Origin of the sequence: Streptomyces sp. NPDC051909, from assembly GCF_040681095.1 — a bacterium.
In the GTDB taxonomy this organism is placed as follows: Bacteria; Actinomycetota; Actinomycetes; order Streptomycetales; family Streptomycetaceae; genus Streptomyces.
The window spans coordinates 41,733-66,615 of the sequence record NZ_JBFAYA010000005.1; the positions used below are offsets into that span (position 1 = coordinate 41,733).

Sequence of the window (24,883 nt, forward strand, 5' to 3'; positions counted from 1 at the left end):
GCGGACACCGCGCGCGGGACTGTCAGTCGCGGCCCGTATTCTCAGTGACCATGCTCGACGACCGTACGACAGCAGCGACGTGGCCGACCGCGTACCCACAGGGCTACGCGGTCGTCGACGTGGAGACCACCGGCCTCGCCCGCGACGACCGGATAGTGTCGGCTGGCGTCTACCGGCTCGACGCGCAGGGCAACGTCGAGGACCACTGGTACACCCTGGTCAACCCCGAGCGGGACCCCGGGCCGGTGTGGATCCACGGGCTCACCAGCGACGTTCTGGAGGGCGCGCCGCTCTTCCCGGAGATCGTCGAGGAGTTCTCGGCCCGCCTGGAGGGACGGGTGCTCGTCGCGCACAACGCGATGTTCGACTGGCAGATGATCGCCCGTGAGTACGCGCGGGCGGAGGCCACCGCGCCGGTGCGGCAGCGGCTGTGCACCATCGCGCTGTCGAAGGAGCTGGCGCTGCCGCTGCCGAACCACAAGCTGGAGTCGCTGGCCGCGCACTTCGGCGTGGTCCAGCAGCGCGCGCACAACGCCCTCGACGACGCGCGGGTGCTCGCCGAGGCGTTCCGGCCCAGCCTGCACACGGCCGCCGAGCGGAACGTACGGCTGCCGCTCCTGGAGTGCCGCCCGCTGACCGAGTGGGCCCAGAGCCCCGAGCGGCCCCGGATCGGCTACCAGGCCTCGTACCGGGCCAACAGCTGGCGCCCCTCGAAGAAGCGGCCCGCCTGCCCGCACCCCAACCCCGGACGTTACGAGTCGGACAAACCGCTCAAGCAGGGCATGCGGGTGGCGTTCTCCGGCGACACCTCCATCGACCGCGAGCTCCTGGAGGACCGCACGGTCGACGCCGGGCTGCACGTGGCGAGCAGTGTGTCGCGGCTCACCAGCCTCCTTGTCACCAACGACCCGGACTCCGCCACCGGCAAGACGCTCAAGGCCAAGTCCTTCGGCACGCCGATCGTCGACGAGGCCGCCTACACCCAGCTGCTGCGGGACGTCGCCCCGGCCGACGAGTGACGACGGCACCCGGGTGCCCCACGCACGGGTGACCACGCACGGGTGACGGCAGACGAGTGACGGCCCGGCGCGGGCCGGGCGCGCCGCCCGGCCCTCGCCCGTCCGTGGCACCACCCTGTGGCGCATGGCACGTTGTGAGGTCTGCGGAAACGATTACGGCATGTCCTTCGAGGTGCACGCGCAGGGCGCGGTGCACGTCTTCGACTGCTTCGCCTGCGCCATCCACCGCATGGCGCCCATCTGCGAGCACTGCCGGGTCCAGATCATCGGCCAGGGCGTCGAGGTCGAGGGCAGCTGGTACTGCGGGGGTCACTGCGCCCGCGCGGAGGGGAAGGTGGGCATCGTCGACAAGGTGTGACGAAACGATCCCCCCGAGCGCCGGGGCGCCCCCTCCGGCACCCGCCGCGAGGGGGCCACGGGCAACGAGGTACGGTCGATCGCGTGTACCGCTTCCTGTTGTCCCGGCAGTGGGTGATCCTCACCCTCGTGGCCCTCGTCCTCATCCCCGTGATGATCGAGCTGGGCTTCTGGCAGTTCCACCGGCACGAGCGCCGGGTCGCCCAGAACGCCCTGATCGCGGACAACCTCACGGCGAGGCCCGTCCCCGTCGAGGAGCTCACCTCCCCCGGGCACACCGTGCCCCGCTCGGACTACTGGCGGCGGGTGACCGCCACCGGCACCTTCGACACCGCGCACGAGGTCGTGGTGCGCCGGCGCACCTCCTCGGACGACCGGGTCGGCGTGCACGTGCTGTCCCCGCTGGTGCTGAAGGACGGCAGGGTCGTCATGGTGAACCGGGGCTGGATCCCGGCCGCCGGCGACCAGCGGGCCTACCCGGACGTGCCGCCCGCGCCGAAGGGCGAGGTGACGGTCACCGGCCGCCTGATGGCCGACGAGACCACCGGCGCCAGCGGCATCAAGGACCTCAAGGGTCTGCCGGACCGTCAGGTCATGCTGATCGACAGCAGGCAGCAGGCCGCCCTGCAGGGCCGCACCGTGCTCGGCGGCTATCTGGAGCAGACCGGCCCCGAGCCGGCCGGCGACACCCCCGAGCTGATCCCGGACCCCGACCACGACTCGATCGGCGCGCACATGGCGTACGCGATCCAGTGGTGGCTGTTCTCGGCCGGTGTGCCGGTCGGCTGGTTCGTCCTGGCGCGGCGCGAGAAGCGCGACCGGGAGGCGGCGGCCGGCGGGACCGACGCGTCGGAGGGGACCCCCGCGCCGGCGGGTGCGACGGCCTGAGCCGACCGCCGGACACGCCCTAGGGCGGAGTGACCGACGCCTCACCGGCCGGCGACGCTGATTGACCGTCCCCGCTTCCGGGAACAGCCCAAAGCGTGACGCAACGTATCGACGACTACGCCCTGATCGGCGATCTGCAGACCGCCGCGCTCGTCGGCCGCGACGGGTCGGTCGACTGGCTGTGTCTGCCCCGCTTCGACTCGGCCGCGTGCTTCGCCGCCCTCCTCGGCGACGAGGACAACGGGCACTGGCGGATCGCCCCCAAGGGCGCCACGACCTGCGCGAGCCGCCGGTACGCCGAGGACAGTCTGGTCCTGGAGACCTTCTGGGAGACCCGTACGGGCACGGTCAGGGTCACCGACTTCATGCCCCAGCGGGACAAGGCCCCCGATCTCGTCCGGATCGTGGAGGGCGTCAGCGGGAGCGTCGAGATGAGCGCCGTGCTGCGGCTGCGCTTCGACTACGGCTCGATCGTGCCGTGGGTGCGCAGGGCCGAGGGCCACCGGGTGGCGATCGCCGGTCCCGACTCGGTGTGGCTGCGCAGCGAGCCGCCGGTGAAGACCTGGGGTCAGCAGTTCGCGACCTGCTCCGCCTTCACCGTCGAGGCCGGCGAGAAGGTGGCCTTCGTGCTCACCTGGCACCCCTCCCACGAGCCGCGCCCCGCCCTGATCGACCCCTTCGAGTCGCTGGAGCAGTCGCTCGCCGACTGGCGCGCGTGGGCCGCGCGGTGCACCTACGAGGGCCCCCACCGGGACACGGTGGTCCGCTCCCTGATCACCCTGAAGGCGCTCACCTACGCCCCGACCGGCGGGATCGTCGCCGCCGCCACCACCTCGCTGCCCGAGGACCTCGGCGGGGTGCGCAACTGGGACTACCGGGCCTGCTGGCTGCGCGACTCCTCGCTCACCCTCGGCGCGCTGCTGTCCGCCGGGTACGTGGACGAGGCGGCGGCCTGGCGCGACTGGCTGCTGCGCGCGGTGGCCGGCGACCCGGCCGACCTGCAGATCATGTACGGCCCGGCGGGCGAGCGGCGGCTGCCCGAGACGACCCTGCCCTGGCTGAGCGGCTACGCCGACTCCACCCCCGTGCGCACCGGGAACGCGGCGGTGGAGCAGCTCCAGCTCGATGTGTACGGCGAGGTCCTGGACTCGCTGTGCCGGGCCCGGGAGGCGGGCATCCCGGCCGAGCGGAACGCCTGGAACCTGCAGCTGAGCCTGCTCGGCTTCCTGGAGTCGACCTGGCGGGAGCCGGACGAGGGGCTGTGGGAGGTGCGCGGCGGGCGCCGGCACTTCGTGCACTCCAAGGTGATGGCCTGGGTGGCGGCGGACCGGGCGGTGCGCACCCTGGAGGACGACCCGTCGCTGCCGGGGGACGCGGCGCGCTGGCGGGCGATGCGGGACGAGATCCACGCGGAGGTGTGCGCGAAGGGCTTCGACCCGGAGCGGAACACCTTCACCCAGTCCTACGGTTCGCGCGAGCTGGACGCGGCGACGCTGCTGATCCCCCGGGTGGGCTTCCTGCCGCCGGACGACCCGCGGGTGGTGGGCACGGTCGACGCGGTACGGGCGGAGCTGACGCACGACGGTTTCCTGCGCCGCTACTCGACGTCGGGCTCCTCGGTCGACGGGCTGCCGGGCGAGGAGGGCACCTTCCTGGTGTGCTCGTTCTGGCTGGCGGACGCGCTGCGGCTGACCGGGCGGGTGAAGGAGGCGCGGGAGCTGTTCGACCGGCTGGTGGGGCTGTGCAGCGACGTGGGGCTGCTCGCGGAGGAGTACGACCCGGCGTCGGGCCGTCAGCTGGGCAACTTCCCGCAGGCCTTCAGCCACATCGGTCTGGTGGGCACCGCCCTCGCGCTGGCCGCGGAGGAGGCGTAGGCCCCAAGATGGGGCCATGGATCTTGGGCTGAAGGACCGTGTGTACGTGGTGACCGGCGCGACCCGTGGGCTCGGGCGGGCCTCGGCGGAGGCGCTGCTCGCCGAGGGTGCGAAGGTGCTGCTGACCGGGCGCGAGGAGAAGAGCGTCGCCGACGCGGTGGCCGAACTCGGGCCGGACGCGGCGGGCGTGGCCGCGGACAACTCCGACCCGGGCACCCCGGAGCGGTTGATCGCCGAGGCGCGCGCCCGGTTCGGCGGCTTCGACGGCGTGCTGATCAGCGTGGGCGGCCCGGCGCCGGGCTTCGCCGCCGACAACACCGACGAGCAGTGGGCGGCCGCCTTCGAGACGGTGTTCCTGGGCGCGGTGCGGCTGGCCCGGGCGGCGGCGGAGACGCTGCCGGAGGGCGGGGTCATCGGTTTCGTGCTCTCGGGTTCGGTGCACGAGCCGATCCCCGGTCTGACCATCTCCAACGGGCTGCGGCCCGGCCTGGCCGGTTTCGCGAAGTCCCTCGCCAACGACCTGGGCCCGCGCGGCATCCGGGTGGTCGGGCTGCTGCCGAGCCGGATCGACACCGACCGGGTGCGCCAGCTGGACGCGCTGTCGGGGGACGCGGACGCCTCGCGCATGGCGAACGAGGCGACGATCCCGCTGCGGCGGTACGGCACCCCGGAGGAGTTCGGCCGCACCGCCGCGTTCCTGCTCTCCCCCGCCGCCTCGTATCTGACGGGTGTGATGCTCCCGGTGGACGGCGGGGCGCGCAGCGGCTTCTGAGCCGGGATTCCGAGCCGGGATTCCGGGCCGGGATTCCGAGCCGGCGTCAGGCCACCCGGCGCGCGCGGTGCTTGACCGCGCGGAGCCGGGCCTCGGTGGGCAGCGCGGGCAGGCCGGTGGAGGTCCGGGCGTGGGCGAGGGCCTCGTCGGAGAGGGTCGTCAGGGCGTCGGCCGGTGAGGCGTACGCCTCCAGGAGCAGGGCCACCCGGGTGCGCGGGGCGGTGCGGCGGCCGGTGAGCGCGACCTTGGCCCGGGCGACGCCCTCCTGGGCGGCCGCGTCGGCCTCCAGGACGGTCTCCAGGGCCCGGCCGCGCAGTACGGCCTCCTCGCCGTCGCCCGTGTCGACGAGGACCTCGCGGAGCCGGGCCCGGCGGAACTGGACGACCAGCCACCACAGGGTGAGCAGCACGATCAGCCCGAGCAGGGCGATGACCAGCGGCCACCACCAGCTCTCGGCGCGCCAGTGCTGCCGCTCGGAGCGGCTGAGCAGCACGTCGTCGGGGCCCGACCAGGGCCACCAGGACGGCACGGGCAGGTCGAGGGCGGCCGCGAGCACGGCGCCGCCGCCCACCACGAGCAGCAGCCCGACGAGGGCGAGCACGGTCCGGTTGACGCGCCGGAGCACCACGGTCACCGGGTCACCCCTTCCTGGGCGGGCGGGCCACCCGCACCGTCAGGGCCGGCGGGTGCGCGAGGCCCAGTTCGTCGATGCCGCCGTGGAGGACGGTCTCCAGGTCGGCGTGGACCTCGTCGAGTTCGCGGAAGTGGGAGACGGCCCGGACGCCGACCTTGGACCGCTTCATGCTGACCCGTACGGACTGGATGCCGGAGACCTCCATGGCGCGGTCGCGCAGGGCGAGCGCGGCGGCCTCGCGGTCGAGGCCCGCGCGTACGTCGGCGTGCTCGCGCCGCATGGGCAGCACGGCCCGCAGGCCCGGGGTGAGGGCGAGGACGAGCAGCCAGAGCCCGAGGACCACGGCGACGCACGCACCGACGACCACCACGATGTCGTCGAGGGGGCGGGTGGCGAGGTCGTCGGCGAGGGAGCGGCGCCAGGCCATGGCGGTGTGTTCCGCCCGGACGGCGGCGACGTCGTAGAGGAGCAGTCCGGCGCCGCCGAGGAGGACGGCCGCGACGACGGCCGCGGGGATCCGCCGTACGGCCCAGAAGCGGCGTACGGGCGGGCCGTGGTCCTCGGGGGGCGGGTCCTTCTCCAGGACGGGCACGGTCCCGGGGACCTCGGATTCCGGTCTCTCCTGCGGTCCGGTGGTCATGCCAGTCGCCCCCGTTTCCGGTCGTGGGCCGTGTGCGCCGAGTGGAGCCGTTCGACGTGTACGGCGACCTCGTGGACCTCGATGCCGGTGAGCGACTCCACCCGCCCGCGGACCCGGCCGCGCACGGCGCCGCACTGGTGCCCGAGGTCGGCGGGGTAGTCGAGTTCGAGGCTCACCGAGACCCGGGCGACGTCCCGGTGGACGACGACCGAGGCGTGCGGCGGCTTGCCGTCCTTGGGCACCGCGACGATCGCCTCGCGGGCCGCCTGCGCGGCGATCTTGGCGACCACCCGGTCGGCGATCGTGGTCGCGCCGCGGGCCGCCGCGCCGACCGGGTCCCCCCGGCCGGCCCGCGGGTCGAGCAGGTCCGGCACCCGGGTCACCGCCGCCGGTCGCCGCGCTCGCGGCCCCGGAAGAGGTCGCCGGGCTCCAGGTCCCCGTCGAGGAACCGGCCGACGACGAAGCCGACCGCGCCGAGGGCGGCGACCAGGACGAACGCGCCGAAGCCGCCGAAGTACCCGGCGAAGCCGAGCGCCATGCCGGCCACCAGGCCGACCACCGCCATGCTCATGCTGAGTCCTTTCCGCCGTGCCGCCCGCGACTACTGGAGCCGCGACTCCGGCTCTTCTTCCTCTTCGTCCGGCAGCTTCACGTCGCTGACGGCGATGTTGACCTCGACGACCTCCAGGCCGGTCATCCGCTCGACGGCGGCGATGACGTTCTCGCGCACCGCGCCGGCGACATCGGCGATGGAGACCCCGTAGTCGACGACGATCTCCAGGTCGAGCGCGGTCTGCACCTCGCCGACCTCGGCCTTGACGCCGCGGGTCACGCCGCCGGACCTGCCACCGCCGCCGGGCACCCGGTCGCGCACGGCGCCGAGGGTGCGGGACAGGCCGCTGCCCATGGCGTGGACGCCGACGACGTCGCGGGCCGCGAGCCCGGCGATCTTCTCGACGACGCCGTCCGCGATGGTGGTGCGGCCCCGGGCGGCCGGGTCGCCGCCGCCGCGCCTGGTCACGGGGTTCTGCTGGTCGGAGTGCGCGTTGTCAGCCATCGCCACTCGTCCTTCCCTGAGGCTTTTGCCTTGTTTGCCCACACTAAGGCGGCTTGCCCGGTATCGCGCCGGGGATGCGGCAGGCTGGAGCAATGACGACGGACCGGTTGTTGCCGCTCGGTGAGGCGGCGGACGGCGCATGGATCGCGGAGCGGGCGGTACGGGCCGCGCTCCTGGCGGCTGCCCGCGGGGTACGGGGCCTGGTCCCGGACGTTCCGCGGTTCCGGCTCGCGGACGACACGGGCGACGCCCCCTTCCCCGTACCGCCGGGCGGGCTGCCGCCCGGGCCGCTGCGGGTGACGCTCGGCTTCGCGGCGGTGCCGGGGCGCCCGCTGCCGGAGCTCGCGGACCGGCTGCGGACCGCGCTGCTCCGTACGGCGGAGGGCCCGCTGGGTCTGGTGGTGGCGGAGGTGGACCTCCGGGTGACGGAGCTGCTCGACGCGCTCCCGGATTCCCCGGCGCCCACTGGGCCGCCCGGGCGAACCTCGCCGCCCGCCCCCGACGACCCCGCCGCCCGCGCGGCCCTCACGGTCCCGGGGGTGGCGGCCCTGACCGACGCCTTCGGCCCGCCGGTACTGCGCGCGCCGGACGGCCGGCTGCGGGTCGAGATCGCGGCGGCGGTGACGGAGGACCACCGGGCCGTCGACACGGCCCGCGCCCTGCGCACGGCCGTGACCGCCGCCGCCCCGGAGGCGACGACGGTCACGGTGGTGGTGTCGGAGCTGCGGTGAGACCTCGCCCGCCCGATCGGGGCCGGGGTGCGACTCAGTCGCCGAGGCCTGCGAGGTCCCGCAGACGGCGGCCCTGGGCGGCGCGTTCGGCGGTGCGCTGGTCCTCGTACGAGCGGCCCGAGGCGCCCTGGAGCAGCGCCTTGGTCTCGATGACGGCGGAGCGCGGCGCGGCGAGCAGGGCGGCGCTCAGGTCGCGTACCGCGGCGCCGAGCTCGGCGGCGGGCACGGCGATGTTGGCCAGGCCGATGCGCTCGGCCTCCTCGGCGTGCACGAACCGGCCGGTCGCGCAGATCTCAAGGGCGCGGGCGTAGCCCACGAGGGAGACCAGGGGGTGCGTGCCGGTGAGGTCCGGGACCAGACCGAGGCTGGTCTCGCGCATGGCGAACTGCACGTCGTCGGCGACGATCCGCAGGTCGCACGCGAGCGCGAGCTGGAAACCGGCGCCGATGGCGTGGCCCTGGACGGCCGCGATCGACACGATGTCGCTGCGCCGCCACCAGGTGAACGCCTCCTGGTACTCGGCGATGAGCGCGTCGAGGTCCGCCTCGGACCCACGCGCCATCTCCAGGAAGGACGGCTCTCCGTCGAAGCCCTCGGGCGTGAACGCCTGGCGGTCGAGTCCGGCGGAGAAGGACTTGCCCTCACCCCGCAGGACGACGATCCGCACATTGCCCGGCAGTGACCGGCCGGCCTCCGTCAACGCCCGCCACAGAGCGGGAGACTGGGCGTTGCGCTTCGCCGGATTGGTCAGGGTCACCGTGGCAACGGCGTCCTCGACGGTGAGCCGTACACCGTCCTTGTCGAAAACGAGCTCTGCGTGCTCGGAGTCGTCGAACGTAGTCATGGGGCGTCTCCCGGTTACGGTGCAGCACTGCATCCGATGCTAAGTGACTGCACAGTAACCACCCGGTCGGCCACACGGCCGACCGGGTGGTCACCGAGAGACCCGGTGGACCGGTCGAGCCGCCCCGATGTCAGGCCGAGGCCGCCTTCTTGCCCCGTGTCGCTCCGCCGCGTCCGCGCAGCGTGACTCCGGACTCGCTGAGCATCCGGTGGACGAATCCGTAGGAGCGGCCGGTTTCCTCGGCCAGCGCCCGGATGCTCGCACCGGAGTCGTACTTCTTCTTCAGGTCTGCCGCGAGCTTGTCGCGCGCGGCGCCGGTCACCCGGCTGCCCTTCTTCAGAGTCTCGGCCACCCGTGCCTCCTCATGGGAAGTGCGCTCTGGACTTCTCATGATCACCCCTCTCGGACGTCCTGGCCACCCATTCGACAAGGTCCGTGCCACGAGCTTGCGCCGAGCGGCGTCGATCACCACGACCGGAATTGATCGTTCCGGTCGCCGGAGAACCGGCCCGGCGACGCGCTCGGACGGGAAGTGCCTGGTCAGCGCGCCGGTGCCGGTACGAGTACGGCGCGGGCCCTGACGGAAGGATTCCGCAGGGCCCGCGCCGAAGGTACGAGATGCTCTCACTCAGATGATGGATCACCCATGAGCCGAATGATCCGGTCCGGCATGATCACCGGGCCCGGCGACGGCCCCGCGGCCGGGTCAGGCCAGGGCGACCAGGTCCGCGTAGTCCGCGCCCCACAGGTCCTCCACGCCGTCCGGGAGCAGGATGATCCGCTCCGGGTCGAGCGCCTCGACGGCGCCCTCGTCGTGGGTGACGAGCACGACCGCGCCCTTGTACGTGCGCAGCGCGCCGAGGATCTCCTCGCGGCTGGCCGGGTCCAGGTTGTTGGTCGGCTCGTCGAGGAGCAGCACGTTCGCCGAGGAGACGACCAGGGTCGCGAGCGCGAGACGGGTCTTCTCGCCGCCGGAGAGCACGCCGGCCGGCTTGTCGACGTCGTCGCCGGAGAAGAGGAAGGAGCCGAGCACCTTGCGCACCTCCACCAGGTCGAGGTCGGGCGCGGCGGAGCGCATGTTCTCCAGGACGGAGCGCTCGGGGTCGAGGGTCTCGTGCTCCTGGGCGTAGTAGCCGAGCTTGAGGCCGTGGCCCGGGGTGACCTCGCCGGTGTCGGGCTGCTCGACCCCGCCGAGGAGGCGGAGCAGGGTGGTCTTGCCGGCGCCGTTGAGGCCGAGGATGACGACCCGGGAGCCCTTGTCGATGGCCAGGTTCACGTCGGTGAAGATTTCGAGGGAACCGTACGACTTGGACAGGCCCTCCGCGGTGAGCGGGGTCCGGCCGCAGGGCGCGGGCTCCGGGAAGCGCAGCTTGGCGACCTTGTCGGAGACGCGGACCGCCTCCAGGCCGGAGAGCAGGCGCTCGGCGCGCTTGGCCATGTTCTGCGCGGCGACGGTCTTGGTGGCCTTGGCGCGCATCTTGTCGGCCTGCGAGTTGAGCGCGGCGGCCTTCTTCTCGGCGTTCTGGCGCTCGCGGCGGCGGCGCTTCTCGTCGGCCTCGCGCTGCTGCTGGTAGAGCTTCCAGCCCATGTTGTAGACGTCGATCACCGAGCGGTTGGCGTCCAGGTAGAAGACCTTGTTGACGACGGTCTCGACCAGGTCGACATCGTGGGAGATGACGATGAAGCCGCCGCGGTAGGTCTTCAGGTAGTCGCGCAGCCAGACGATCGAGTCGGCGTCGAGGTGGTTGGTGGGCTCGTCGAGGAGCAGGGTGTCCGCGTCGGAGAAGAGGATGCGGGCGAGCTCGATGCGGCGGCGCTGACCGCCGGAGAGGGTGTGCAGCGGCTGGCCGAGCACCCGGTCGGGCAGCCCGAGGGCGGCGGCGATGGTCGAGGCCTCGGCCTCGGCGGCGTACCCGCCCTTGGTGAGGAACTCGGTCTCCTGGCGCTCGTACTGCTTGAGGGCCTTGTCGCGGGTGGCGCCGGAGCCGTTGGCGATGCGCTCCTCGTTCTGCCGCATCTTGCGGAGCAGCACGTCGAGGCCGCGGGCGGACAGCACGCGGTCGCGGGCGAGCACGTCGAGGTCGCCGGTGCGCGGGTCCTGCGGGAGGTAGCCGACCTCGCCGGAGCGGGTGATGGTGCCGCCGGCGGGCTGGCCCTCGCCGGCGAGGCACTTGGTGAGCGTGGTCTTGCCCGCTCCGTTGCGGCCGACGAGGCCGATGCGGTCGCCCTTGGCGACGCGGAAGGAAGCGTTCTCGATGAGGACTCGGGCGCCGGCGCGCAGCTCGATGCCGGAAGCGGTGATCACGGACAGACTCCAGGGCGGTGGGAAAGACGGCGGAAGGACGGCAGGCGCGGAGCTTCGACGCCGCTAGTGCGCGGGGAGAATGGCCATGCGGCCAGTCTAACGGGCACCTGCAACTGCTTTTGGGCTCTGCGAGATACCTCACATGCCTCGCAAAAGGGGTGAAACGCTCTCTGCCTGCTGATACTCGGCAGAGACGCGGAGGGCGGTGGCCATGCAGTTCGACGACGACGCCAATCTGGACACATCAGAGGTCAAGGACGTCCGGGGCAGCCGCATTCCCGGCGGCCGGGCCACGGTCGGCGGCGGCATCGCGGGCCTCGTCGCGCTGGTCCTCGGCCTGCTCTTCGGGGTGGGCCCGGAACAGCTCGGCCTCTCCTCGGGCGGCGACGAACCGGCCGCGAGCGCCTCCTCCGCCGCCCAGGTGCAGCAGAGCTGCCGGACCGGCGCGGACGCCAACACCCGCGAGGACTGCCGGATCGTGGCGGTCGTCAACAGCGTGCAGGACTACTGGCGCACCGAGTACGCGCGGCGCGGCGGCCGGTACGGGGCGGCCTCGACCGTGATGTTCAGCCGACAGGTCCCCACCGCCTGCGGCCAGGCGAGCTCGGCGGTCGGCCCCTTCTACTGCCCCGGCGACCGGCAGGTCTATCTGGACCTGGGCTTCTTCGACGAGCTGCGCACCACGTTCGGCTCCACCGGCGGCCCCTTCGCGCAGGCCTACGTGGTCGCGCACGAGTACGGCCACCATGTGCAGAACCTGATGGGCACCCTGGCGCGCGCCCAGGACGGCCGGACCGGCGCGGACTCCAACGCGGTGAAGGTCGAGCTGCAGGCCGACTGCTACGCGGGCGTGTGGGCGCGGCACGCGACGACCACCCCGGACGACAGGACGGGCCGGCCGCTGCTCACCCGGCTCACCGACGAGGACATCCGCGACGGCCTGGACGCCGCGGCGGCGGTCGGCGACGACCGGATCCAGGAGCGCTCCCAGGGCCGGGTCACCCCGGAGAACTGGACCCACGGCTCGGCCGCGCAGCGGCAGCAGTGGTTCCACCAGGGCTACCGGACGGGCGACATGGCGCAGTGCAACACCTTCCGGTGACCCACCGGCCCGACGAGAGGAACAGACCGGCATGTCCGAGGCACCCGACATCTGCCCCGCCCTGCGCTACGAGGACGCGAAGGCCGCGATCACACAGCTGACCGAGGCCTTCGGCTTCACCGCCCACGCCGTGTACGAGGGCGAGGACGGCCGGATCGCGCACGCCGAGCTCACCTACGGCAACGGCATGGTGATGCTCGGCAGCACGGGGACCGGCAGCGAGTTCGACAAGCTCATGGCCTCCGGCGGCCCGGTGGGCGTCTACGTCCATGTGACCGACGTGGACGACCACCACGCCCGCGCCGTCGCCCACGGGGTGGAGATCGTCATGCCGCCCACCGACCAGGACTACGGCTCGCGGGACTACATGGCCCGCGATACCGGGGGCAACATCTGGAGCTTCGGGACGTACGCCCCCGGCGCGAGCGCGGGTTGACCCCTGGTCCCGCGGGGCTCAGGCCCCACCCGTGTGGACCTGGAAGGCGGCGCGGCGGACCGCCTTCGCGAGGGCCGGGTCGGGGTGCGCGGCGGCGAGGGCGACCAGGACCTGGACGGTGCGGGGGTGGCCGACGGCGCGGACCTCGTCGAGCAGGGCGGGCACGGTGCCCTGCACGGCGGAGTCCAGGTGACGGACGAGCAGCATGCCCTCGCCGTGGTCGGCGACGGCGGCCGCGGTGTCCACCCACAGCCAGGTGGCCTCCTCGCGGGTCAGCACCTCGGGCGCCTCGTCCGGGTCCGCTCCCTCGTACTCGGCGAGCCAGAGCAGGGCGTACGGGCGGAGCGAGGCGTCCGCGAGGGCGGCGCGGACCTCGGGCTCGGCCGGCGCGCCGACGACCCGCAGGGCCTCGAAGGCGAGACCGCGCAGCAGGGCGTCCTCGCCGCGGGCGACGGCGAGGAGTTCGCCGACCGCGCTGGAGAGGGTGCGGGCGGCGAGCCAGGCGCGGTACTCGTCGCGGGCCGGGCCGGGGGTGAGCCGGGCACAGCCGCGGAGCATGTCCTCGGCGGACTGCTCGATGTTGCCGGCCGGGCTCTGCGCGGCGACGCAGATCTGCTCCAGCTTGACCCAGACCGCCCAGTTGCCGAGCGGGGTGAGCGTGGCGTGCCGGCCCTCGGGGGCGGCGGCGAGGGTGAGCGCGCCGACGGCGGCCAGGCCCTCCAGGGCCCAGTCGAGCAGCGGGGGCAGCCCCTCGGCGGCGGGCGCCTGCTCGACGGCCTCGCCGGGGTCCGGCACCTCGCAGCGCTCCTCGCGGAGCTCCTCGACGCGCTGCTCCAGGAGGTCGAGCAGTCCGCTGACGGCGACCGGCCCGGCGGACAGCTGGAGCAGCGAGAGCACCTGCGGGACGGCCTCGACGACCTCGGCGACGGCGCCGGTGGCGACGCCCTCGGGCGCCGGGTGCACCAGCGACCAGGCGTCGAACAGCGCGACCCAGCCGCGCAGCACGGCGGAGTCGTCCCGGTCCCAGGCCTGGAGCCGCCAGCCGGGGCGGGCGGTCTCGCCGTGCAGTTCGACGAGCCCGGCGAGCCGGGCGCGGTCCCAGCCGGCCCGGACCTGCCCGGGGGTCAGATCCAGTGCGGCGGCGGCCCGTTCCCCGTCCGGGGGTGCCGTCTCGGGCCGCCGGCCGACGGCGGCCCAGCGGGCGATCCGTACCGCGTCGGCGAGCACCGCGCGCGCCTGCAGGGCGAGTTCCGCGCGGGGCGGAGTCCCCTCGGGCGGCCGGGGCGCCGGCCGGGTCCGCCGGGCCGTCACGGCCTTTCGTGCGGTGGCGAGGGCCCCCGGACGGACGAGTCGGAGTCTGGAGTTGCGCGCGAAGGGTTCATCGGGCTTTCGAGACGTCACGGAGGGCAGTCTTCCCGCTGACGGCCCGAAAGCCCAATCGGAATCGGCAGCCCCGCCGCCGGGGCCCGGCCGACGCCCAGCCGGGCCCCGTCCCCGGCCCTGCCCCGTCCTCAGACCAGGGGCGTGACGAACCGTCGGACCGCCTCCTCGTAGCGCACCGGGTCCGCGTTCCACATCGCCGCGTGCGGGGCGTTCCGGACCGGGGTGAGGGTGACCAGGTCGGGGCGGAGGTCGGCGAGGCGGCGGGAGTCCTCCCACGGGGCGATCGTGTCGTCGGGGCCGTGGAAGAGGAGGACCGGGACGCGCAGGGCGGCGGGGTCGGCGGCCTCCTGGAGGCGGTCGGCGTGCGGTCCGGTGCGCCCCTGGGCGGCGCGGACGGCGAGCGGGAGCAGGATGCCGGGGACCCGGCGGGCGGCGGCGAGGTTGCGCAGGGTGGCCTCCCAGTCGAGCACCGGGGAGTCCAGGACCAGGCCGCGGATCCGGTCGCGCACGCCGGAGCCGGCGGCGGCGTGCAGCGCCATCGCCGCGCCGGTGCCGAAGCCGTGCAGGACCACGCCGGTGGCGCCGCGCCGGACGGCGTAGCGGATGGCGGCGTCGACGTCGCGCCACTCGGAGTCGCCGAGGTGGGCGAGCCCGTCGGGGGCGGGCGGCGCGCCAGCGTCGCCGCGGTAGGCGGGGATCAGGACGGGCACCTGCCGCCGCTGCAGGAAGGGCACCAGGTTGAGCGGATGCTCACGGGTGGTGCCGAGGCCGTGCAGGGCGATCACCCAGGTGCCGCGCGCGCCGGGCACGAGCCAGCCGGGCAGGTTGCCGAGCTCGCCGGGGATCTCGACGTCCTCGTATCGCAGGCCGAGCGCGGTCTCGGGGGTGCCGCAGTGCAGCTGCGGGGTGAGCCGGACCTTGGCGCCGGGGCCGAGGGTGCCGAGCTCGACCCGTTCGAGCCGGCGGACGACGGTGTCGGCGGTGTGCGGGACCCGGTCGAGGACCGGGCCGATCACCGCGTGCAGGCCGTCCGCCTCGATCCCGTACGTACCGGGCCGCAGGGAGGCCAGGCTGCGGGTGAGGGTGATCCGGCCGGGGCCGGTGGCATGCACGGTGAGCCGTGGATCGCCGGGGAAGGGGCGGCCCGAGGGCACCCCGAGGGCGGCGTCGCTGGCGTAGCGGCCGGCCGCCACCGCGGCCGCGCCGAGGACTGTCACTGTGGTGACGGCCGCTGCCGTCGCTGTAGCCGGGCGCACGCTCCCAGTGTCGGCAGCCCGCCCGCGCTCTGCCACCGGGCGGACCCTCCTGCGAGCTCCTTCGAGCTCCTTCGAGTGATGTGGGTCTCGTCCACCGGGTACTCCGCACGGCTGAAGTGGTCCACGGGGCGATACGGGGTGAGAGTGGAGGAACGCTACGCGCGTTGCGCGAGGCCCGGAAACGCCCGGATTACCCGGGGTCGCACCCTGCCCGCATCGTGGACATCCATACGAACACGAGCGGAAGCGGAACCTCCGGACTCCGGATCGGGACACCATGCCGCCCGACCCAGTTCACCTTCCGTTCACCCAGGTTGCCTACGTTCGACGAGCCACTGACGTCAAACGATTGCCTGGGTAAATGGAACACATCACGCTGCTGCTCGCGATTGTGGTCGTGACAGCTCTCGTGTTCGATTTCACGAACGGTTTCCACGACACCGCCAACGCGATGGCGACGACCATCTCGACCGGTGCTCTCAAGCCCAAGACGGCGGTGGCCATGTCCGCCGTGCTGAACCTCGTCGGCGCGTTCCTCTCGGTGGAGGTCGCCAAGACGATCTCCAAGGGACTGGTCAACGAAGAAGGCATCCAGCCCGAAGTCATCCTCGCCGCGCTCGTCGGCGCGATCCTCTGGAATCTGGTGACCTGGCTGGTCGGACTGCCCTCCAGCTCCTCCCACGCCCTCATGGGCGGCCTCATCGGCGCGACGGTCGCCTCGATCGGCATCAGCGGCGTCAACGGCGAGAGCGTCGTGACCAAGGTGCTCATCCCGGCGGTCGCCGCACCGATCGTCGCCGGCCTGGCCTCGATGCTCGCGGCCCGCCTGACGTACCGCCTGGACAGGAAGACCGACGCCAAGACGACCGAGAAGGGCTACCGGGCCGGGCAGATCGCCTCCGCCGGTCTCGTCTCCCTCGCCCACGGCACCAACGACGCCCAGAAGACCATGGGCATCATCACCCTCGCCCTGGTCGCCGGCGGCGTCCTCGCCCCCGGCTCCAACCCGCCGGTCTGGGTCATCGTCTCCGCCGGTACGGCGATCGCGCTGGGCACCTACCTCGGCGGCTGGCGCATCATCCGCACCATGGGCAAGGGCCTCACGGACCTCCAGCCGCAGCAGGGCTTCGCCGCCCAGACCAGCGCGGCCACGACCATCCTGGCCTCCTCCCACCTCGGCTTCTCGCTCTCCACCACCCACGTCGTCTCCGGTGGCGTGATGGGCGCGGGTCTCGGCCGCAAGGGCGGTGTCGTCCGCTGGTCGACCGCCACCCGGATGTTCGTCGCCTGGGGTCTGACCCTCCCGGCCGCCGGCCTGGTCGGCGCCGGTGCCGAGTTCGTCGCCCGCCAGGGCCAGTGGGGCGTCTACCTCGTCGCGGCCTTCCTCGTCGCCTCCTGCGCCGGCATCTGGCTCGTCTCGCGCCGCAAGGTCGTCGACCACACCAACGTCAACGACGTCGAGTCCGGCACCGACACCGCGGCCGAGCCCGCGGGCGTCGTCACCACCGCCATCGCCGCCGTCACCCCGCCGCCGGCCGGCTCCGTCGCCGCCGTCGCGGACCCGGACCTGAAGACCACCATCCCCGCCCCCAACCCCGCGGACCCCGCCGCTCCCGCGGCCCCCGCCGCCGCGGTCTGAGGAAGAGGAACCGGAACAGCATGAAGATCGACTGGGCAGCCCTCGGCTCCGTGTTCGGAGTCAGCCTCGTGGCCACCGTGGCCCTCGTGGGCCTCTTCACCCTCGGTGTCGTCGCCCTCGGCAAGCAGGAGCAGGCCACTGCGGATGGGGGTACCTCCCACGCCGAAGGCCGTGGGGGAGGCTCCGCCGCCCTGGCCCGCACCGGCGCCTACGCCTGCTTCGCGCTCTGCGCGGCGGCCGTGGCGTACGGCATCTATCTGATCGTCGCCTGACGGTCCGACGCTCCCCGGCCGGGCGGTCCGCACCTCGTGTGCGGGCCGCCCGGCCGTCGTGTCTGTGGTGCTTCGCACAGTGACCCGTCGCAGGTCAAGAGTGAGTTGACGGGTGTTCGCGGGGCGTGGTGGACTGCCGGGGCCAATACGGCGGCAAGAAGAGGAAGTCCGGTGCGATTCCGGCGCGGTCCCGCCACTGTGACCGGTCCCCGAGGGGCCGGGAGTCAGGAACTCTCGCCGCCGGTCACGTCGACCCAGGGCGCGGACCCTGAGTGAGGACACAGCGCCATGCCCGGCCGCGGCTCCAGACCGTCCGCCCGCACGTCCCTCTTCGCGTACGGAGCGGCCGCCGGCCTCGCCGTCGACCTGCTCCTCGGCGATCCGCGCCGCGGCCACCCCGTCGCCGCGTTCGGCCGGGCCGCGAGCGCCGTCGAACGGCGCCTGTACCGCGACGACCGCGGCCGGGGCGCCCTGCACACCGCCGTCTGCGCGGGCGGCGCCGTCGCGCTCGGCGCCCTCGCCGCCCGTACGGTACGAGGCAGCCGCACCGCCACCGTCGCCCTGACCGCCGCCTCCGTGTGGGCCGTCGTCGGCGGTACGACCCTGGGCCGGGAGGCCCGGGCGATCGGCGGGGCGCTCGCCGCCGGCGACCTGGAGGTCGCCCGGGACCGCATGCCGCACCTGGTCGGCCGCGACCCGCAGGCCCTCGACGGGCCCGCGATGGCCCGCGCGGTCGTCGAATCCGTCGCCGAGAACACCTCCGACGCCGTCGTCGGCGCCCTCTTCTGGGGCGCGGTCGCGGGCGTGCCGGGCCTGCTCGGCTTCCGCGCCGTCAACACCCTGGACGCCATGGTCGGCCACAGGTCGCCGCGCTACCGGCGCTACGGCTGGGCCTCGGCCCGCCTCGACGACCTGGCCGGCGCGCCCGGCGCCCGGCTCACCGCCGTCCTCGCGACTCTGGCCGGCGGCGACCCGCGGGGGGCCGTGCGCGCCTGGCGGGCGGACGCGGGCAAGCACCCGAGCCCCAACGCGGGGCCGGTGGAGGCCGCGTTCGCGGGGGCGCTCGGGGTACGACTCGGGGGGACCCTCTCGTACGGCGGACGGGTCGAGCACCGGCCCGTGCTCAACGACGGGGGGCGGCCCGTGAGGGTCGCCGACATCGAGCGGGCCGTCCGGCTGTCCCGCCGGGTGACCTGGCTGACCCTGGCCGCCTGCGTGGGCGGCCGGATCCTGACGGACACGGTGAAGCGGAGGACGAAGTGAGGGGTGGGGGGCTGCTCGTCGCCGGGACGACGTCCGACGCGGGCAAGAGCGTCGTGACGGCCGGCATCTGCCGGTGGCTGGTCCGGCAGGGCGTCAAGGTGGCGCCGTTCAAGGGGCAGAACATGTCCCTCAACTCCTTCGTGACCCGCGAGGGCGCGGAGATCGGCCGCGCGCAGGCCATGCAGGCGCAGGCCGCGCGCGTGGAGCCGACCGCGCTGATGAACCCGGTGCTGCTCAAGCCGGGCAGCGACCGGTCCAGCCAGGTCGTGCTCATGGGGAAGCCGGTCGGGGAGCTGAGCGCCCGTGGGTTCTTCGGGGGGTCCGGGGGGTCCGGGGGGTCGTCCCCCGGGAAGATGCTGCACGGGGGGCGGCAGAAGGAGCTGTTCGAGCCGGTCCTCGCGTGTCTGGAGGAGCTGCGCGCCACGCACGACGCGGTGATCTGCGAGGGCGCGGGAAGCCCGGCCGAGATCAATCTGCGGCGCACCGACATCGTCAACATGGGCATCGCGCGGGCCGCGCGGCTCCCGGTGGTCGTGGTCGGCGACATCGACCGCGGCGGGGTCTTCGCCCAGTTCTTCGGCACGACGGCGCTGCTCGCGCCCGAGGACCAGGAGCTGGTCGCCGGCTACCTGGTGAACAAGTTCCGCGGCGACGTGAGCCTCCTGGAGCCGGGCCTCGACATGCTGCTCGGCCTCACCGGGCGCCCGACGCTCGGCGTCCTGCCGTACGCGCACGGCCTCGGCATCGACGAGGAGGACGGCCTGCGGGTCTCGCTGCGCGGCGCGGTGCGCGAGTCGGTCGTGGCGCCGCCGGTCGGCGCGGACGTGCTGCGGGTCGCCGTCTGCGCCGTACCGCTGATGTCCAACTTCACCGACGTGGACGCGCTGGCCGCCGAGCCGGGTGTCGTGGTCCGCTTCGTGGACCGCCCGGAGGAACTCGCCGACGCCGACCTGGTGGTCGTGCCGGGGACACGGGGCACGGTCAAGGCGCTCGCCTGGCTGCGCGAGCGCGGCCTCGCCGACGCGCTCGTCCGGCGGGCCGCCGAGGGCCGCCCGGTCCTCGGCATCTGCGGCGGCTTCCAGGCCCTCGGCGAGCACATCGACGACGAGGTCGAGTCCCGGGCGGGCGCCGTCGCCGGGCTCGGTCTGCTTCCCGTACGGATCCGGTTCGCGCCCGAGAAGACGCTGGCCCGGCCGGTCGGCGAGGCACTCGGCGAGCGGGTCGAGGGGTACGAGATCCACCACGGCGTGGCGGACGTACGGGGCGGGGAACCGTTCCTGGACGGGTGCCGGGTCGGCGCGGTCTGGGGCACCCACTGGCACGGCTCCCTGGAGAGCGACGGCTTCCGCCGGGCCTTCCTGCGCGAGGTGGCGGCCGCGGCCGGGCGGGCCTTCGTGCCCGCGCCCGACACGTCCTTCGGCGCCCTGCGCGAGGAACAGCTGGACCGCCTCGGCGACCTGATCGAGGAGCACGCCGACACGGACGCGCTGCTGCGGTTGATCGAGAAGGGCGCGCCGGTGGGGCTGCCGTTCGTACCGCCGGGGGCGCCGTGAGCCCCGTCGCCACCGTCACTTCCGTACGTCTCGAAGGAGCGACCGACCGATGAGCAACCGCTATCCGTTCACCGCCGTCGTCGGCATGGACGACCTGCGGCTCGCGCTGCTGCTGAACGCCGTCAGCCCGGCGGTGGGCGGTGTGCTCGTGCGCGGGGAGAAGGGGACGGCGAAGTCGACCGCCGTGCGCGCGCTCGCGGAGCTGCTGCCGGAGGTGGACGTCGTCGCGGGCTGCCGGTTCAGCTGTGCTCCGGCGTCCCCCGATCCGGGGTGCCCGGACGGGCCACACGCGGACGGGGCGTACGAGGCACGCCCCGCGCGGATGGTCGAGCTGCCCGTCGGGGCGTCCGAGGACCGGCTCGTCGGGTCGCTCGACATCGAGAAGGCGCTCGCCGAGGGCGTGAAGGCGTTCGAGCCCGGACTGCTCGCGGCCGCGCACCGGGGGATTCTGTACGTCGACGAGGTCAATCTCCTCTCCGACCATCTGATCGACCATCTGTTGGACGCCGCCGCCATGGGGCAGTCGCACGTCGAGCGCGAAGGCGTCTCCGTGCGGCACGCCGCCCGTTTCCTGCTCGTCGGGACGATGAACCCCGAGGAGGGCGAGCTGCGGCCGCAGCTGCTCGACCGGTTCGGGCTGACCGTGGAGGTGGCCGCCTCCCGGGAGCCCGAGCAGCGCGTCGAGGTCGTACGGCGGCGGCTCGCGTTCGAGGACGATCCGGCGGCGTTCGCCGCCCGCTGGGCGGACGAGGAGCGGGTGCTGCGCGAACGGATCGTGGCCGCACGGGAGTTGCTGCCGAAGGTGGTGCTCGGGGACGCGGTGCTGCTGCAGATCGCGGCGACCTGTGCCGCGTTCGAGGTGGACGGCATGCGCGCCGACATCGTGATGGCGCGGACGGCGACGGCGCTCGCCACCTGGGCGGGGCGGACGGAGGTCACCTCCGAGGACGTACGGCAGGCGGCCCTGCTCGCGCTGCCGCACCGACGGCGGCGCAATCCGTTCGACGCCCCGGGTCTGGACGAGGACAAGCTCGACGAGACGCTTGAACGGTTCAAGGGCGAGGACGAGCCGGATGACGACCCCGAGCCGGACGGTCCGGGTGACGGCGGTCCCGGCGGGGGCGGTCCGGACGGCGGCGGGGGCATTCCGCCGCAGGGCGAGGGGCCCGACGGTCCCGCTCCGGAGTCCGCCGAGGCCCCTGAGAGCGCCCCCGCGCCGCAGGGCGGCGGCGCCGGCGAGCGGGCCGCCGTCAAGGCCGGTGAGCCCTTCCGTACGAAGATGCTGAGCGTGCCCGGACTCGGCGAGGGCGCCGCCGGGCGGCGCTCCCGGGCCCGGACCGAGCACGGGCGGACGACCGGTGCCACCCGGCCCAGGGGGGCGCTGACCAAGCTGCATCTGGCCGCGACCGTGCAGGCCGCCGCCCCGCACCAGAAGGCGCGGGGGCGGAGCGGCCGGGGTCTGGTGGTGCGGCGGGACGACCTGCGGCAGGCCACCCGCGAGGGGCGGGAGGGCAACCTGGTCCTGTTCGTCGTGGACGCGTCCGGGTCGATGGCGGCGCGGCAGCGGATGGGCGCCGTGAAGGGCGCGGTGATGTCGCTGCTGCTCGACGCCTACCAGCGGCGCGACAAGGTCGGTCTGGTCACCTTCCGGGGCCGCGGCGCGGACCTCGCCCTGCCGCCGACCTCGTCCGTGGACGCCGCCGCCGCCCGGCTCGAACAGCTCCCGACGGGCGGCCGGACCCCGCTGTCGGCCGGGCTGCTCAAGGCGCACGACGTGCTGCGTGTGGAGCGCCTGCGCGACCCCTCGCGGCGCCCGCTGCTCGTCGTGGTGACCGACGGGCGGGCGACCGGCGGCGGCGCGGACCCGGTGGCGCTGGCCGCGCGGGCGGCGCGGCTGCACGCGGCCGACGGCACGGCCGCGGTGGTCGTGGACTGCGAGACGGGACCGGTGCGGCTCGGCCTCGCCGGGAACCTCGCGCGTGAACTCGGCGGCACCGCCGTCACCCTGGACGAGCTGCGCGCCGACTCGATCGCCGGGCTGGTCAGGGACGTACAAGGCAATCACTCTGCGACCAGGAGGGCCGCGTAAATGCCCAAGGGACAGCCGACCGTCGTTCCGGACGACGGTCTCACCACCCGTCAGCGCCGCAACCGTGCCCTGGTGATGGTGCACACGGGCGTCGGCAAGGGGAAGTCGACGGCCGCCTTCGGCATGGCGCTGCGCGCCTGGAACCAGGGCTGGCCGATCGGGGTGTTCCAGTTCGTGAAGTCCGCCAAGTGGCGGGTCGGCGAGGAGAACGCCCTGAAGGCGCTCGGCGAGACGGGCAAGGGCGGCACGGTCGTCTGGAACAAGATGGGCGAGGGCTGGTCCTGGATCCAGCGCGAGGTCGCCGAGGGCGAGCAGTCGCACGAGGACAAGGCGCGCGAGGGCTGGGAGCAGGTCAAGCGGGATCTGGCCGAGGAGAGGTACAAGTTCTACGTCCTCGACGAGTTCGCGTATCTGCTGCACTGGGGCTGGATCGACACGGCCGAGGTGGTCGAGGTGCTCGCGAACCGTCCCGGGCAGCAGCACGTCGTCATCACCGGCCGCAACGCGCCGCAGGAGCTGGTGGACTTCGCGGACCTGGTGACGGACATGTCGAAGGTGAAGCACCCGATGGACGCGGGTCAGAAGGGCCAGCGGGGCATCGAGTGGTAGCACGTCTCGTCATCGCCGCCCCGTCCTCGGGCGCGGGCAAGACCACGGTCGCGACCGGTCTGATGGCCGCGTTCGCCGGCCGTGGTCTGGCGGTCTCGCCGCACAAGGTGGGTCCGGACTACATCGACCCGGGCTATCACGCGCTCGCCACCGGCCGCCCGGGCCGGAACCTCGACGCGTACATGTGCGGCACGGACCGGATCGCGCCGCTGTTCCTGCACGGGGCGCGTGGCTGCGACCTGGCGGTCGTCGAGGGCGTGATGGGCCTGTACGACGGGGCCGCGGGACAGGGCGAGCTGGCGTCCACCGCGCAGGTGGCGAAGCTCCTGAAGGCGCCGGTGGTGCTCGTCGTGGACGCCTCGTCGCAGTCGCGGTCGGTGGCCGCGCTCGTGCACGGCTTCGCGTCCTGGGACCCGGAGGTGCGGCTGGGCGGGGTGATCCTGAACAAGGTCGCCACGGACCGGCACGAGGCGCTGCTGCGGGAGGCCCTGGAGGAGTCCGGGGTGCCGGTGCTCGGCGTGCTGCGGCGGGCGCCCGCCGTGGAGACGCCGTCGCGGCACCTGGGTCTGGTGCCGGTGGCGGAGCGTCAGGCGCAGGCGGTGGCGGCGGTCGCCGCGCAGGCGGAGCAGGTGCGGGCCGGGTGCGACCTGGAGGGGCTGCTCGCGCTGGCGCGGTCCGCGCCGGGGCTGCGCGACGAGCCGTGGTCGGCGGAGGTGGCGGGGCTGCCGGCGCAGGCCGGTCGGCCGGTGGTCGCCGTCGCCGGCGGGGCCGCCTTCACCTTCTCGTACGCCGAGCACACCGAGCTGCTCACCGCCGCCGGCGCCGAGGTCGTCACCTTCGATCCGCTCCGGGACGAGAGCCTCCCCGAGGGGACCCGCGGACTCGTCATAGGCGGCGGGTTCCCCGAGGTGTACGGGGAGGAGCTGTCCGCGAACGCGAGGCTGCGGGCGGCGGTGGCGGAGCTCGCCGCCTCCGGCGCGCCGATCGCCGCCGAGTGCGCCGGGCTGCTGTATCTGGCGCGCTCGCTCGACGGGCGTCCGATGTGCGGGGTGCTCGACGCGGACGCGCGGATGTCGCCGCGGCTGACGCTCGGCTACCGGGACGCGGTGGCCGTGAGCGACAGCGTGCTCGCGGCGGCCGGGACGCGGATGCGGGGGCACGAGTTCCACCGCACGGTGATCGAGCCGGGCGCCGGGTCGCCGGCGGCCTGGGGGCTGCGTCAGCCTGAGATGCGCGTGGAGGGCTTCGTGCGGGGCGGGGTGCACGCCAGCTATGTGCACACCCACTGGGCGGGGGCCCCGGAGGCCGCGGCCCGGTTCACGGCCCACTGCGCCGGCGGTCCGGCCGCGTGAGTTCAGCCGCCGGAGAGGCCCACCACGAGCCAGATGAAGGCCACGCCCGCGACCGTGCACAGCAGGGTGGTGCGGGCGGGGTGTTCGTGGTGGGCCTCGGGCAGGATCTCGGCGGCGGCGAGGTAGAGCAGGGCACCGCCGAAGAAGCCGAGATAGCTGCCGAGCAGTTCCTCCGGAAGGGTGAGGAGGGTGGCGAGACCGGCGCCGGCGATCGGGGCGACCGCGTCGGCGACGAGCATGGCGACGGCCTTGCGGCGGTCGTTCCCGTACAGGCTGGTGAGCGTGTACGTGTTGAAGCCGTCGGCGAAGTCGTGGGTGATGACGGCGAGCGCGACGGTGGCGCCCATGCCGCCGCCGACCTGGAAGGCGGCGCCGAGCGCGATGCCGTCCATGAGGCTGTGCAGGACCATGGCGGCGGCTGCGACGAGTCCGACCTGCGGGGTCTTTCCGCCCGGCTCCCCGGGCGCCTCGTGAGCTCCGTGCGCTCCGTGCGCTCCATGAGCCCCGTGCTCCCCGGGCCCGTTCTCGGCGCCGTGGGAGGAGGCGCGGCGGGTGGCGAGGAGCCGTTCCACCACGTGGGCGAAGAGGAAGCCGCCGACGAAGAGCAGCAGGGCCTGGGGGACGCCGAAGACGGTCTCCCCGGCGGCCTCCATGGCCTCGGGCAGCAGGTCGAGTCCGACGACGCCGAGCATCAGGCCGCCGGCGAGACCGAGGACGAGGTGGCGGCGGTCGGTGACGCGCCCGGCGACCCAGCCGCCGAAGAGCGTCATGAGGAACGCGCCGAGCGCGACGACTACAGCCATGGGCC

At 74.1% G+C, this 24,883-nt stretch carries 26 protein-coding genes and 1 riboswitch; of the genes, 15 read left to right on the forward strand and 11 right to left on the reverse strand.

From position 1 onward, the window contains the following. Positions 1–44 precede the first annotated feature (44 nt). From AB0M18_RS09650 to AB0M18_RS09670, 5 genes are all read left to right on the forward strand, one after another. On the forward strand, positions 45–1,019 hold the full coding sequence (locus AB0M18_RS09650) for a DEDDh family exonuclease (protein ID WP_365756287.1): 975 nt from the start codon (positions 45–47) through the stop codon (positions 1,017–1,019). Positions 1,020–1,143: 124 nt separating this feature from the next. After that, on the forward strand, positions 1,144–1,377 hold the full coding sequence (locus tag AB0M18_RS09655) for a hypothetical protein (RefSeq protein ID WP_078489738.1): 234 nt from the start codon (positions 1,144–1,146) through the stop codon (positions 1,375–1,377). A gap of 83 nt (positions 1,378–1,460) precedes the next feature. Continuing rightward, the gene (locus tag AB0M18_RS09660; RefSeq protein ID WP_365756288.1) at positions 1,461–2,264 is read left to right on the forward strand and encodes an SURF1 family protein; all 804 of its coding nucleotides are present in this window, start codon (positions 1,461–1,463) and stop codon (positions 2,262–2,264) included. A 95-nt stretch (positions 2,265–2,359) separates the two neighbouring features. Beyond that, on the forward strand, positions 2,360–4,138 hold the full coding sequence (locus AB0M18_RS09665; protein ID WP_365756289.1) for a glycoside hydrolase family 15 protein: 1,779 nt from the start codon (positions 2,360–2,362) through the stop codon (positions 4,136–4,138). 16 nt (positions 4,139–4,154) lie between these two features. Next, positions 4,155–4,910, forward strand: a complete 756-nt coding sequence (locus AB0M18_RS09670; RefSeq protein ID WP_365756290.1) for an SDR family oxidoreductase — start codon at positions 4,155–4,157, stop codon at positions 4,908–4,910. 46 nt (positions 4,911–4,956) lie between these two features. On the opposite strand, the gene amaP is transcribed toward AB0M18_RS09670, so the two are convergent. Genes amaP through AB0M18_RS09695 form a run of 5 tightly spaced genes read right to left on the reverse strand, consistent with a single transcriptional unit; the run spans position 4,957 to position 7,241 of the window. After that, positions 4,957–5,544: an alkaline shock response membrane anchor protein AmaP gene (amaP, locus tag AB0M18_RS09675; protein ID WP_365756291.1), complete on the reverse strand. Its 588-nt coding sequence runs from the start codon at positions 5,542–5,544 to the stop codon at positions 4,957–4,959. 4 nt (positions 5,545–5,548) lie between these two features. Continuing rightward, positions 5,549–6,184, reverse strand: coding sequence for a DUF6286 domain-containing protein (locus tag AB0M18_RS09680; protein ID WP_365756292.1), 636 nt, complete (start codon positions 6,182–6,184; stop codon positions 5,549–5,551). Further along, positions 6,181–6,558 (reverse strand): hypothetical protein, encoded by a 378-nt coding sequence (locus tag AB0M18_RS09685; protein WP_365756573.1) that lies wholly within the window; start codon positions 6,556–6,558, stop codon positions 6,181–6,183. The genes AB0M18_RS09680 and AB0M18_RS09685 overlap by 4 nt, the downstream gene beginning before the upstream one ends. A 5-nt stretch (positions 6,559–6,563) precedes the next feature. Beyond that, positions 6,564–6,755, reverse strand: coding sequence for a hypothetical protein (locus AB0M18_RS09690; RefSeq protein WP_365756293.1), 192 nt, complete (start codon positions 6,753–6,755; stop codon positions 6,564–6,566). Between the two features lie 30 nt (positions 6,756–6,785). After that, positions 6,786–7,241: an Asp23/Gls24 family envelope stress response protein gene (locus AB0M18_RS09695; protein ID WP_365756294.1), complete on the reverse strand. Its 456-nt coding sequence runs from the start codon at positions 7,239–7,241 to the stop codon at positions 6,786–6,788. A 92-nt stretch (positions 7,242–7,333) separates the two neighbouring features. On the opposite strand from AB0M18_RS09695, the gene AB0M18_RS09700 reads away from it, so the two are divergent. Next, positions 7,334–7,972 carry a hypothetical protein gene (locus tag AB0M18_RS09700; RefSeq protein WP_365756295.1) on the forward strand — a complete coding sequence of 213 codons (639 nt, stop codon included), beginning with the start codon at positions 7,334–7,336 and terminating at the stop codon, positions 7,970–7,972. Positions 7,973–8,006: 34 nt separating this feature from the next. Here AB0M18_RS09700 and AB0M18_RS09705 read toward each other — a convergent pair whose 3' ends face one another. The 3 genes from AB0M18_RS09705 to AB0M18_RS09715 all read right to left on the reverse strand — a co-directional run bounded on the left by AB0M18_RS09705 (position 8,007) and on the right by AB0M18_RS09715 (position 11,121). Beyond that, positions 8,007–8,816 (reverse strand): enoyl-CoA hydratase/isomerase family protein, encoded by an 810-nt coding sequence (locus AB0M18_RS09705; protein ID WP_365756296.1) that lies wholly within the window; start codon positions 8,814–8,816, stop codon positions 8,007–8,009. A 130-nt stretch (positions 8,817–8,946) separates the two neighbouring features. Next, positions 8,947–9,168, reverse strand: coding sequence for a helix-turn-helix domain-containing protein (locus tag AB0M18_RS09710; RefSeq protein ID WP_006123601.1), 222 nt, complete (start codon positions 9,166–9,168; stop codon positions 8,947–8,949). Positions 9,169–9,522: 354 nt separating this feature from the next. After that, positions 9,523–11,121 carry an ABC-F family ATP-binding cassette domain-containing protein gene (locus AB0M18_RS09715; protein ID WP_365756297.1) on the reverse strand — a complete coding sequence of 533 codons (1,599 nt, stop codon included), beginning with the start codon at positions 11,119–11,121 and terminating at the stop codon, positions 9,523–9,525. A gap of 211 nt (positions 11,122–11,332) precedes the next feature. On the opposite strand from AB0M18_RS09715, the gene AB0M18_RS09720 reads away from it, so the two are divergent. Both AB0M18_RS09720 and AB0M18_RS09725 read left to right on the forward strand, forming a co-directional pair. Next, on the forward strand, positions 11,333–12,223 hold the full coding sequence (locus tag AB0M18_RS09720; RefSeq protein WP_365756298.1) for a neutral zinc metallopeptidase: 891 nt from the start codon (positions 11,333–11,335) through the stop codon (positions 12,221–12,223). A gap of 31 nt (positions 12,224–12,254) precedes the next feature. After that, on the forward strand, positions 12,255–12,659 hold the full coding sequence (locus AB0M18_RS09725; protein ID WP_365756299.1) for a VOC family protein: 405 nt from the start codon (positions 12,255–12,257) through the stop codon (positions 12,657–12,659). 18 nt (positions 12,660–12,677) lie between these two features. Here the strand turns inward: AB0M18_RS09725 and AB0M18_RS09730 are convergent, their stop codons facing one another. Together AB0M18_RS09730 and AB0M18_RS09735 are read right to left on the reverse strand one after the other, a co-directional pair. After that, positions 12,678–13,970, reverse strand: a complete 1,293-nt coding sequence (locus AB0M18_RS09730) for a hypothetical protein (RefSeq protein WP_365756574.1) — start codon at positions 13,968–13,970, stop codon at positions 12,678–12,680. A 200-nt stretch (positions 13,971–14,170) separates the two neighbouring features. Then, the gene (locus AB0M18_RS09735; protein WP_365756300.1) at positions 14,171–15,298 is read right to left on the reverse strand and encodes an alpha/beta hydrolase; all 1,128 of its coding nucleotides are present in this window, start codon (positions 15,296–15,298) and stop codon (positions 14,171–14,173) included. Between the two features lie 361 nt (positions 15,299–15,659). Here AB0M18_RS09735 and AB0M18_RS09740 point away from each other — a divergent pair, with 361 nt between their 5' ends. The 7 genes from AB0M18_RS09740 (at position 15,660) to AB0M18_RS09770 (ending at position 24,075) form a co-directional block, all read left to right on the forward strand. Further along, entirely contained in the window at positions 15,660–16,937 is a 1,278-nt protein-coding gene (locus AB0M18_RS09740) for an inorganic phosphate transporter (RefSeq protein WP_365756301.1), read from the forward strand. Positions 16,938–16,957: 20 nt separating this feature from the next. Beyond that, entirely contained in the window at positions 16,958–17,209 is a 252-nt protein-coding gene (locus tag AB0M18_RS09745) for a hypothetical protein (RefSeq protein WP_365756302.1), read from the forward strand. A 158-nt stretch (positions 17,210–17,367) separates the two neighbouring features. Then, positions 17,368–17,443, forward strand: a riboswitch (cobalamin riboswitch). A gap of 54 nt (positions 17,444–17,497) precedes the next feature. Continuing rightward, positions 17,498–18,472, forward strand: a complete 975-nt coding sequence (locus AB0M18_RS09750) for a cobalamin biosynthesis protein (protein ID WP_365756303.1) — start codon at positions 17,498–17,500, stop codon at positions 18,470–18,472. After that, a complete protein-coding gene (locus tag AB0M18_RS09755; protein ID WP_365756304.1) occupies positions 18,469–20,025 on the forward strand; it encodes a cobyric acid synthase in 1,557 nt (518 codons plus the stop codon). The genes AB0M18_RS09750 and AB0M18_RS09755 overlap by 4 nt, the downstream gene beginning before the upstream one ends. A 49-nt stretch (positions 20,026–20,074) precedes the next feature. Continuing rightward, positions 20,075–22,114, forward strand: a complete 2,040-nt coding sequence (locus AB0M18_RS09760; RefSeq protein WP_365756305.1) for a putative cobaltochelatase — start codon at positions 20,075–20,077, stop codon at positions 22,112–22,114. Beyond that, the gene (gene cobO / locus AB0M18_RS09765) at positions 22,115–22,723 is read left to right on the forward strand and encodes a cob(I)yrinic acid a,c-diamide adenosyltransferase (RefSeq protein WP_265866045.1); all 609 of its coding nucleotides are present in this window, start codon (positions 22,115–22,117) and stop codon (positions 22,721–22,723) included. Continuing rightward, positions 22,717–24,075, forward strand: coding sequence for a cobyrinate a,c-diamide synthase (locus AB0M18_RS09770; RefSeq protein WP_365756306.1), 1,359 nt, complete (start codon positions 22,717–22,719; stop codon positions 24,073–24,075). Before cobO ends, AB0M18_RS09770 begins: the two co-directional genes overlap by 7 nt. 2 nt (positions 24,076–24,077) lie before the next feature. Here the strand turns inward: AB0M18_RS09770 and AB0M18_RS09775 are convergent, their stop codons facing one another. Beyond that, positions 24,078–24,878, reverse strand: coding sequence for a ZIP family metal transporter (locus AB0M18_RS09775; RefSeq protein WP_365756307.1), 801 nt, complete (start codon positions 24,876–24,878; stop codon positions 24,078–24,080). Positions 24,879–24,883: the final 5 nt, after the last annotated feature.